Below are 10,094 nucleotides of genomic sequence, written 5' to 3'. Positions count from 1 at the left end.
CAAGGTACTAACGAGGTTCCTATTTTAACCAATGACACTAAAACGGCTAATGAAGATACAACCATTACGGGCAATGTTTTGAGCAATGATCAGGATGTGGATGGTGGTGTTTTAGCAGTAACTTCTTTCTCAATCAACAATACCTCGTATATTGCTGGTACTACAGCAACAATAACCGGTGTGGGGACACTTAGTATCGCAACAAATGGCGTTTATAGTTTTACGCCTGTAACGAATTGGAGTGGCTCAGTGCCATCTGTAGGTTATACGGTTAGTGATGGACAAGGTGGTTCTGCAACAGCTTCGTTACAACTTAATGTTACTCCAGTTGCTGATAAACCTAACCTTGGATTAACTGCGCCGACGACTTCAGTACCCATTAGTACAGGCCTGATAAAAGAAACGTGGACTAATAATGTCTTGGGTTTGACAACAAATGGAGCTGGAGCTCCGCCAAATGTGTTACAAGCTGTTATAGAGGCTACTCTCTTAAACCCAAATTCTACGACTAGTATACAGAATGTTCAGCAGCCGGGTACAAATGATGTTACGCAAGGAACAGCATCAAAAATTTCAGGACTTATTTATTTAGAAGCGGGTCATACCTATACATTTAGTGGATCTGGTGATGATAGTATCCGTATTGTAGTAGGTAATAGCGTTGTAGCTCAAGCTACGTGGGGAGATAGCCAAGGTGTGTTCAGTGGTAATTTTGTGCCTGCTACAACGGGTTATTATTTGTTATCCATTTACCATAATAATTCCGATGGGCCAGGTAATTATGACGTTAATCTGCGTGATAATGGTGGTGTGGTTAAAGATTTAAGTTCAGTGAATTTCAAATTATTTCAAGATGCGGATGATGTTAGTGCCGCCAATATAAGGCTTTCAGAACTTAAGCCTGATGGTTTTTATCAAGCCTATTCTTATAATGAAGGTAGTGAAGATACGGTTATTCCACTATCACATATTAATGCTTCATTAGTAGATACAGATGGCTCTGAAGTGTTAGCACTCAAACTAAGTAATATTCCTGTTGGCGCTGTACTCAGCGATGGTACACATACTTTTACTAGTTCTGTGGGAAATACTTCGGTTGATATCACTGGTTGGAATCTGAATGCATTAACAATTCTTCCTCCACATGATTTCAATGGTAATTTTTCATTGCAGGTGACTGCCACGGCAACGGAAACAGCAAATAGTGATCAGGCAAGCAATACTATTAGCATTAATGTTGTTGTGTATCCTGTTGATGATGTTCCAGTAGTAAATATAGTCGATGGAGTCACACAAAATATTGCTGGTGCTGAAATTGATGGTGTGTTGGCTGATATGGGGGGAGATTCTCAGGGTGGAGTGATCCATCTAAATGGCACGCCTTTAGAGGGCTTAACTTCAGGAGGAGTCGATGTAACCTATAATGTATCTGGCTCAACGATTACTGCAATGGCTGGTTCAAATGTAGTATTTGTGTTGTCGACAGATGGGCCGGATGGTACCTACAACTTTACTCTTCATCAACCGCTTGATCCCATTAACATTGCCTACACGCCAACTATTACTGGTTCAGGTAATGCGAGTGCTTATTACGTAAATAATACATTTGGTGCACTTTCTACTTCTGCTGGAAGCGATTGGGAAATGAAGATCACAGCAAGTGGAGGTAATGGTAACGTAATTTTAACTAGTACTGGCTTAGGTGTTACTGGAGGTTCCGGAAGCTCGGCCAATACTGTGGTTAATAGAGGTGAAAAATTAATTTTTGATTTTGACAATACAGGTCTTGATGGAGTAGCAAATAATGCTACTGGAATGACTCTGGATCTTGTCGCTACAGGCTCTGTGGATGTTTTTTATAAATGGACTGCTTATTATACCGATGGAACAACTGCTACAGGTACTGCCAATTTACCTGATGGAACAAGCACCAGTATTGATATTCCTGTGGCAGCCAATCAATACCTTGATCGTGTAGAACTTGAAAATAATTCCAGTTTTTACAGTGCAAATAACAAGCATTTCCGAGTTTCTGGAGTTGAGTTTGATATTGAAGGCGATAAAACGACGGATTTGCCTTTCCAATTTACTGCTATTGATGGAGATGGAGATTCCGTTTCAGGAAACTTTACAGTAACAGTCACTTCGGATCCTTTAAATATCAATTTATTTGATTTTAGTAATGAGCATGAAAAAGTTCTTAGTAATAATTCTGAGAATTTATTAATTCCTGAGGATTTATCGCATATGGGAGCAGTAGCTGGCGGCCATGGTATTGATGCCTTGAAATTTAATGAAAATAGCATGGGATTAAGTACTAATGAAATTAAAGAACATTTTGCTCATGGTGGTTGGGAAGTGATCGATATGGTTGGTAATGGTAAAAATGATGTGCACCTTGATTTGGATGCGGCATTAAAACTTTCACATAACAGTGATTTGAGTGTGGAGGTAAATGGTGTCACTTATGATCATGTTCTGAAAATTCGTGGGGATGGTGATGGTCAACAGCATGATACAGTCAATATTGAAAAAACATCTACCCAAACCTGGAATGAAGTTGGTAATGTTGACGCAGCACATGGTGGTGGTAAGCTTTTTGAGTTCTCTAATGGAACGGAGGTTGCTCATGTTCAGGTTGTGGGAGCGAGTCCGACAGCCGCCTTACCAGAAATTCCACCGCCTACTACAGTAGTGCACTAAGATAAGTAGGCGTTTCAACCTTAAAGGACAGGATGGACTTTATAAGGAGAAATATTATGAAGTATGAAAGTCAACCTGAAGAAATACCTTCTACTCCTTTGGAGGAACCCATGTTGCCTGATTTCGTAGAGCCAGGCCCTGATAATTCTCCTGAACCAGGTCCAGCTAATGATCCTGAACCAGAGCCAGTGCATACACCAGAGCCTTTATCAGATGATTAAATGGTTACTTTAACAGTTTAGGGAACTGCAAAATGCCATTCCATAGTTTTTGATAAATTTTCCAAGATAATTTCACCACGAATACTATTACCTTTAGCATTAACTCGAGGACTAAGTACTACAATACCTGCTTTAGCAGGAGCTACTGCAATAGTATATCCTGAAACACCACTTTTAGCAGGCATACCGGTACGAACCATATGTGTTCCAGTCTCATCATATAAACCACAGGTTGCCATGATAGCGAGCGTAATTTTACATGTTTCAAGTGAAATAATTTGTGTCCCATCCTGAGGATCTTTTCCTGCATTGGCTAAGATAGTCGGTAAATAGAGCATCTGTTCGAGCATTGCTTCGTAAGAGCAAAGGGTAAAATATAAATCAAGCGTTTCGTTAACGCCGGTTCCCAAATTGTTCCTGCTTTGAAGTAAATATGCCATGGAACGATTACGATCGCCGGTTCTTTTTCTGATGCAAATACTAAGGGGTTGATACTCAAGCGTTGATTAAATAGTTTCTGTACCCAGTGTTCCAGCCAGGCAAATTTCTGCTCTCCTAAGCCAGGTATATGAGAACAAAGAGTAATTGCACCAGCATTTAGCATTGGGTTAGAGGGTTTGGGGCCAAAGCGTTCGAGACGTGTAATCGATGCAAAATCATCACCGGAAGGTTCAACTTTAACCCATTCAAAAAGCTGTTCTGCACCGAATTCCTCTAAAAGGCCAATAAGTGGAATCATTTTGCCTGTACTTTGTAGAGTTACCGGCGATAGAGGCAGGTTGCTATAAAAGAATGATTCACCGCTTAAAAGTTTAACCGCTACAGCAGTTAACTCTTTGTTCACATTCGCTAATTCAGGTATGTAATTCGCGGTGTCGCCATCTTGATTGAGCTCCGCCTTGTTGACTAGTTGTTTCAAAAGAGCAACTGTTATTTTATTATTTACCATGGGCTCTCAGCCATAAAAAATGGGGTTGCATTATGCTAAATTTAGCACAGTAAGACAAATAAATGAGAGAATAACTCATTTTTAGTGGTGAAAGAGTAGTATTTAATCTTGGCCTGCATGAATATTGACAATAAAATTACATTTCCTCAGAAGGTTGATGGTGTCATGGCATTGTTTTGAAAAAGTTGCTTAATCCGGTATTTTAGTTTTTCTCTCGTCTTAGGCGGCGCTTGAATAAGTGGGATAATACTTACTCTATTTCTCTCATGTTTCTGGAAAAAGTAATGCATTTTGTAACTTACCAAGTGTACCTGTTGTTGAGCAAGTCTGAGTTTTACCTCCAATAAAGAAATCAGCTTAACCGGCCATGCATGACCAAGACCGCAAAAATTACCGAGGCTGTAAGCACAAATGCCATGACTAAACCATTCAACTGGTTGCAGTACGTGAGGGTGAGATCCCACCAGGAAATCTATTCCTGAACGATTGATCAAGGTGCTTGCCATATTTCGAGTTCCTTGACGGGGGAAATGTTGAAATTCAAATTCCCAATGAGGAATGCCAAATAGATAATCAATACCAACCGAATATTTGAGTAAGTTCCAATCACAACGTTTGATGTGCTCACCTCGAAACGCTCCGGGGTCTTGTAGAGGAAAAATTTCACGATTCATCCATTCAGTCCAGGCAGTGAAACCCAGCCGCAATCCTTTGACTTCTATTACACGAACAGGTGGCTTTCTTTTCATATCGCCCTAGAGGAATAATACCCATGTCATTCAAAAAATCGAAGGTGTTCAAACAAGCTTGATAAGTCTGATCGCCGGTATGATTGTTTGCCATAGAAAGAAGACATTGTGCCGGCGACAAGCCGGTTTGCTTGAGAATACCGGCCAGATACTCTCTTGGCATATTGAATACAAATCTGTATTTTGCATGTGAATTCAAATGATGGCTGTTGAGTGGTGATTCACAATTTCCTATGAATAAATCAACCGAGTGAATCAGATCGCATAGCTCATGATGTAGTTCGGGAATACGGTCGCCAGGCTGAACCATAATATCACCACAAAAGAGCAAGCTAATGTCATCTGGTTTTGCATCAAGAAATTGATGTTGATCAGGAGCTGATTCTAGATGAGTATGGTTGCGGATTGATGGCCAATTATAATATAGAGGCCAGCGCAGAGTATAATGCCAGGGATAAGGTGAGGCCACTCTATATTCTCCTAAGATTACATCAATTTTAATTTTGCAAGATTGAGCTCTCTTTGTTTATCAGATGAAAAAATCTTCTAGAAAATTGCCTTTTATCAAATGATAAATATTTTCACTGCGACACGGGATAGTAAATTGCAAAAAGCTACTTGAAATTAGAAAACGGGAAACAGTTTTTTGATGATTGGTGTGCAATAACCAAAGTAGTGCTGGTAATGCCCTGACGCTATAGTTTGTAATCCTGCGTATATAATAATAGCGGGAAGCAGTCGTGGAAGAGTTGAATGATGAGTAATGATTAGGCGTGACCACTCCAGATAGTGCAAGGCATAATTCTCACCAAGGAAAGTGACTAATCTGTCCGAATCAATCAATTGAGAACTTTCAAAGGGAGCAGAAGTAAGCCTTATTGTCGCAACAATTTCATTTTCAAACCATGCAGCGTAAATAGTCGATCTGTTATCAAACGCGTCTAGTCCGTTCTCATCAAGTTCCGCTATCATATATGCTTTTTTAAGGGAGTAACTCTTCAGCCGGAAACGCCCTAAATACTCAAACTCATCAGCAGTTTTAACTTGACAAAAAGAGATCATATCAGAATGACCGCAACCCAATATGCTGGTTACAACGGATTGTATAGTCGTATTTGTCAAGGACAGATACTTTCCCGAATGAGCAGATTGAGAGACCGTGTGCAAGTCGGCAGATTTATAATATTCTTTTTGACTATTCATAAGTTATCCCTCTTATGCATTGATATTATTGGATTCCATAACGGCAATATTTGCTACTTGATTGATTTCATTGCTTACGTTTTTCCCCAAAGTCTGTTGGTATAGATCCTGAAAATAGGCCAAAAATAAGCCAAAAATATGGTATAAATGTTGAAAGAAGCGTTTTTTGTCTTCTTCTTGGTCTATGAGAGCTGTTAAGACATTCCAGACAAAATCATTATGATTATCGCGGATATCATGATTCACATGACTTCTGGAACCAATGAGATTTTCTGCCCCAAAAATTTTTTCTAAGTTATCTAGCCAGATGGGTTGAGTCACACGTGTGGTATATTCCAGGAAGTAAGCACTGGTGATAGCTGCCAGAGGGCCTTCATGCTCCAATGTATAATAGAAATAGCCATTCAGAAGTTTGGTAGCAAAAAGCGGTTCATATTTTTCGTAGATCTCGTCGATGGTTAATCCTGCTAGTTTTTGCAAATCCCGAGCGAACATCAACCCATGGAGCATTTCATCTTCTGTATATTTTGCCCAGGATTTGGCTAGTCTGGGCTGTTTTTTGGCGAAATAGTGAATAACAAGAGCATCAATCATCCGTTTGTGTCGTATGCGTAAAACAGTTTCAATGGTATGTCTTACAAAATAGTTTAAATCGATTTGCTCTGAATCTTTTTGATACTTTCCTAAAGGTGCGACTTCATAAAAACGCGTAATCATTTGATCCAAAATAGCATCTACTTCCTTCCGCAAACTATTATTAGCAATCATTTCTATTACTCCTTAGGTTAAACGCAAAGCTCGCATTGATTATTTGAACTTTATATTTATCAAATGATTATTTATTGATCTTTAAATATTGATTCCATAGCCGTATATGCTCTCAATGCAAGATTGGATTATTAGTTCCATGACTTTTTTCTAATTTAGTGAAAAAATGCTAGCATGATCACCTGAAAAAAAATTTCTAATTTTGTTGGTTATAGTTTCATAAATTTTATAATTTTTTACTTTTTGAGTAATATATGAAAAAAATACGCATAGAAGTAGGAACGAAGATCAAATCAAAAATGCTGAAATCATGGCCCTGGATGACACAGATAAAAAATTCTTAATCTCTTGCAAAAGAACAACCAACTAACCAATTTAGAATTGGCGGAGTTAGTTAATTTATCTCCTCCACCTTGTTTGCGGCGGGTACGACGATTGCGAGAATGCGGGATCATTTCAAATGATGTGTCATTGATTGATCCATTTAAAGTAAAGCAACATCTTATTAGCTTTGTTAGCGTCTCTTTAGAAAAGCAGGGGGATGATTTCTTAGCTAATTTTGAACGAAAAATGTATGAGTGTGAGGAAGTGAAGCAATGTTACTTTATTTCTGGAGAAGTAGATTATTTATTAATGGTTCATGTAGAGGATATCACAGCCTATAATGAGTTTATTCGACGAGTATTTGTCAATGTCCCCAACATCAAGTCATTTAAAAGTAGTTTTTGTTTAACTCGCGTTAAATATGATACATCTATTATTTTGAGTTAGGATTAGGGTAGATGGCAGTGCATTAGATTCATGATCAATAAGCTTTCACGCACTACCAAATACTATAAACCAGCAAGCTTAGCTCATTAGCTCTCGAAGTTTATGGCCTATATCTGCCGCGCGCATTAAACTTTCACCAATTAAAAAAGTATTGATACCATTAGCTTGCATTAGTTTAATATCTTCATTGGTATTAATGCCACTTTCGCTAATCATGGTTTTATCTGCAGGTAGATGAGTAATTAATTCAAGACTTGTTCGGATATCAGTAATAAAAGTATGTAAACTTCGATTGTTGATTCCCATCAAAGGAGTAGGAAGAGCTAGTGCCCGCTCAAACTCAGCCAGTGTATGGCTTTCTACCAAAACGGCCATGCCAAGTTCTTGAGCTAATTGGCAATAATCATTGAGTTGGGAATCATCAAGCATGGCAACAATCAACAAAATACAGTCGGCTCCCAGAGCGCGGCTTTCGTAGAGTTGATAATCATCTATGATAAAATCCTTACGGAGTACAGGTAGGGATGCATGTTTTTTGCTATGGCTAAATAACTCGGATCACCCTGAAAGAACTGACTGTCTGTAAGGACAGATAAACAGCTAGCACCATTTTTTCATAAATTTGGGCAATAGTTGCTACATCAAAGTCAGCGCGTATTATTCCTTTGCTGGGTGATGCTTTTTTGATTTCTGCAATAATCGCTGGATTGATTTTATGTAAACCAGCAATAAAATCTCGGACAGGTAATGCGTCAATGTTTTTAAACTTGTTAATGGCTTAAGACGTTTTGCTTGGGCGATTTCTTCCTGTTTATGTTCGGCTATGCGCTTTAAAATACTATTCATTGTCTTATCACTTGTTGGGTTATTTCTTTCAATTGCATAAATTTTTTGGCGGCTTTACCACTATCAATCGCTTTCTTAGCCTTTTCTATAGCATCACTGAAATTGGAACTAAGTCCTGCGCAATAAAGCGCAGCGGCTGTGTTTAATAAAACGATATCACGAGCTGGTCCCAATTGACCATTCAATACGTTTTCAGCAAGCATCAGACTTTGGGAAGGTGAGTTGACAATAATGGCGTCCAAAGTAGCATGAAAACAATCATAATCCTTAGGGTCAATACACCAATGTTTGAATTCACCTTGATGGTATTCTACGACATCAGTCATGGCTGAAATACTGACTTCATCCATGCCATCGCGAGAATTGATTACCAAAGCGCGCTCACTACCAAGATTAGCGAGTACTTGGGCTATTGGCTCTAGCAAATGATGTGCACAGACGCCGACAACTTGTTTTTTTACATGAGCCGGATTAATAAGGGGGCCGAGCAAATTAAAAAAGTGCGTATCCCGAGTTGTTGACGTGCTGTTTTCGCGTGTTGTACTGCTTGATGAAAATGAGGCGCAAATAAAAACTGACTCCGCATTTCTGCATACAGGCTTGTAACTGTGCATCGGTTAAATGAAGTTCGAAACCAGCCTGTAAGAGCAAATCGGCACTACCACTACGACTGGAAACAGAGCGATTGCCATGTTTAGCTACATGAGCTCCCGCAGCAGCAGCAACGAAACTGCTGACGGTTGATACATTAAAAGTGTTTTTTCCATCACCACCCGTACCCACTATGTCCAGTAAATCATTGCCTAAATCAATACAATGAGCCAGCTTCATCATGACGGAAGCTGCAGCAGTTAACTCCTCAACTGTTTCACCTTTCATACGCATCAGGGCTAAAAAAGTAGCGATTTGCACATCAGTTAATTCGCCTTGCATGCAAGCATACATAAAATCTTGTGTTTCTTTGGTGGTTAAATTTTCACCGGCAATTAATTGCTCAAATAATTTGTTGGTATTCATAGGCTAAGAAATGAGTTAAAAGTTGCATGCCATATTCACTTAAAAATGGCTTCTGGATGAAATTGTAGACCATATAAAGGATATTGACGATGTCTAATAGCCATAATCGTATTATCAGCCCAGGCATCAATGGCAAAACAAGAGGGTAGGGTTTTAATATCGACAGCTAAAGAATGGTAACGAGTGGCATGGAATGGTGTAGGCAAATTACGAAATAAGCCTTGTTTGTTATGGTTAATTAAAGAATTCTTGCCATGCATTATTTCTGGTGCCTGAATAATTGAGGCTCCAAAGAAATGCGCTAGACATTGATGACCTAAACAAATTCCCAGAATAGGAAGGTGTTGATAGAAATGTTCAATTATTGTTAAGGATATCCCTGCTTGTTCTGGGCCTTTAGGGCCGGGGGAAATAACCAGATATTGAGGATCCAGGTGCTTAATATGCTCAATCGAGATTCGATCATTTGCAAAAACCCTGACTTCTTGCTCTAGGCATTGAAAGTATTGTACGAGGTTGTAAGTAAAAGAGTCGTAATTATCAATAATAAGCAACATGATTATAATGAAAACTCTTCGCCCAAATATACTGCGCGAACTTGTTGGTTGGCAAGGATTGTTTCAGGAGAGCCTTCACAAAGAATTCTGCCTTGGCTCACGATATAGGCTCGCTCACAGATATCCAGGGTTTCACGGACGTTGTGATCAGTAATTAAAACCCCGATATTTTTGTCGCATAAATGGGAAATAATTTTCTTAATATCAAGAACAGAGATAGGGTCAACACCGGCGAATGGCTCATCCAGCAAATGAAGGTTGGTTCAATGGCCAATGCGCGGGCGATTTCGACACGGCGGCGTTCACCACC

The 10,094-nt window shown here is 39.2% G+C and carries 9 protein-coding genes and 4 pseudogenes; 3 read left to right on the top strand and 10 right to left on the bottom strand.

What is annotated here, in order from left to right; translation table 11 throughout:
- Positions 1 to 2,703 (top strand): Ig-like domain-containing protein (locus BN58_RS31855; protein ID WP_040916565.1); only part of this gene is annotated, 2,703 nt, incomplete at its 5' end.
- A gap of 56 nt (positions 2,704 to 2,759) precedes the next feature.
- A complete protein-coding gene (locus BN58_RS30995) occupies positions 2,760 to 2,924 on the top strand; it encodes a hypothetical protein (protein ID WP_019217319.1) in 165 nt (54 codons plus the stop codon).
- 17 nt (positions 2,925 to 2,941) lie between these two features.
- On the opposite strand, the pseudogene glsA reads toward BN58_RS30995, so the two are convergent.
- The 5 genes and pseudogenes from glsA to BN58_RS13660 all read right to left on the bottom strand — a co-directional run bounded on the left by glsA (position 2,942) and on the right by BN58_RS13660 (position 6,593).
- Positions 2,942 to 3,873: pseudogene (gene glsA / locus BN58_RS25485) on the bottom strand (glutaminase A).
- A 146-nt stretch (positions 3,874 to 4,019) separates the two neighbouring features.
- Positions 4,020 to 4,622 (bottom strand): CapA family protein, encoded by a 603-nt coding sequence (locus BN58_RS13675; RefSeq protein ID WP_083852211.1) that lies wholly within the window; start codon positions 4,620 to 4,622, stop codon positions 4,020 to 4,022.
- Positions 4,552 to 5,091 carry a CapA family protein gene (locus tag BN58_RS13670; protein WP_026069480.1) on the bottom strand — a complete coding sequence of 180 codons (540 nt, stop codon included), beginning with the start codon at positions 5,089 to 5,091 and terminating at the stop codon, positions 4,552 to 4,554. The genes BN58_RS13675 and BN58_RS13670 overlap by 71 nt, the downstream gene beginning before the upstream one ends.
- A gap of 155 nt (positions 5,092 to 5,246) precedes the next feature.
- Positions 5,247 to 5,825, bottom strand: a complete 579-nt coding sequence (locus BN58_RS13665) for a hypothetical protein (RefSeq protein ID WP_019217318.1) — start codon at positions 5,823 to 5,825, stop codon at positions 5,247 to 5,249.
- A gap of 12 nt (positions 5,826 to 5,837) precedes the next feature.
- Positions 5,838 to 6,593: a hypothetical protein gene (locus BN58_RS13660; RefSeq protein ID WP_019217317.1), complete on the bottom strand. Its 756-nt coding sequence runs from the start codon at positions 6,591 to 6,593 to the stop codon at positions 5,838 to 5,840.
- 348 nt (positions 6,594 to 6,941) lie between these two features.
- On the opposite strand from BN58_RS13660, the gene BN58_RS13655 reads away from it, so the two are divergent.
- On the top strand, positions 6,942 to 7,364 hold the full coding sequence (locus BN58_RS13655; protein WP_019217316.1) for an Lrp/AsnC family transcriptional regulator: 423 nt from the start codon (positions 6,942 to 6,944) through the stop codon (positions 7,362 to 7,364).
- Positions 7,365 to 7,442: 78 nt separating this feature from the next.
- Here the strand turns inward: BN58_RS13655 and trpC are convergent.
- The 5 genes and pseudogenes from trpC to BN58_RS13635 form a co-directional block, all read right to left on the bottom strand.
- Positions 7,443 to 8,210 (bottom strand): annotated as a pseudogene (gene trpC, locus BN58_RS25480) (indole-3-glycerol phosphate synthase TrpC).
- Positions 8,207 to 8,779 carry a hypothetical protein gene (locus BN58_RS36265; RefSeq protein ID WP_332247994.1) on the bottom strand — a complete coding sequence of 191 codons (573 nt, stop codon included), beginning with the start codon at positions 8,777 to 8,779 and terminating at the stop codon, positions 8,207 to 8,209. The pseudogene trpC and the gene BN58_RS36265 overlap by 4 nt, the downstream one beginning before the upstream one ends.
- Positions 8,703 to 9,227 carry a hypothetical protein gene (locus BN58_RS37095; RefSeq protein ID WP_332247993.1) on the bottom strand — a complete coding sequence of 175 codons (525 nt, stop codon included), beginning with the start codon at positions 9,225 to 9,227 and terminating at the stop codon, positions 8,703 to 8,705. The genes BN58_RS36265 and BN58_RS37095 overlap by 77 nt, the downstream gene beginning before the upstream one ends.
- A pseudogene (locus BN58_RS25465) lies at positions 9,205 to 9,784 on the bottom strand (anthranilate synthase component II). The gene BN58_RS37095 and the pseudogene BN58_RS25465 overlap by 23 nt, the downstream one beginning before the upstream one ends.
- A 2-nt stretch (positions 9,785 to 9,786) precedes the next feature.
- Positions 9,787 to 10,094 (bottom strand): annotated as a pseudogene (locus tag BN58_RS13635) (ABC transporter ATP-binding protein C-terminal domain-containing protein); the annotation flags it as partial.

This window comes from Legionella tunisiensis (assembly GCF_000308315.1).
Classification (GTDB): domain Bacteria; phylum Pseudomonadota; class Gammaproteobacteria; order Legionellales; family Legionellaceae; genus Tatlockia; species Tatlockia tunisiensis.
The sequence above is the reverse complement of the archived record's forward strand: the minus strand, read 5'-3'. Positions and strand labels throughout refer to the sequence as shown.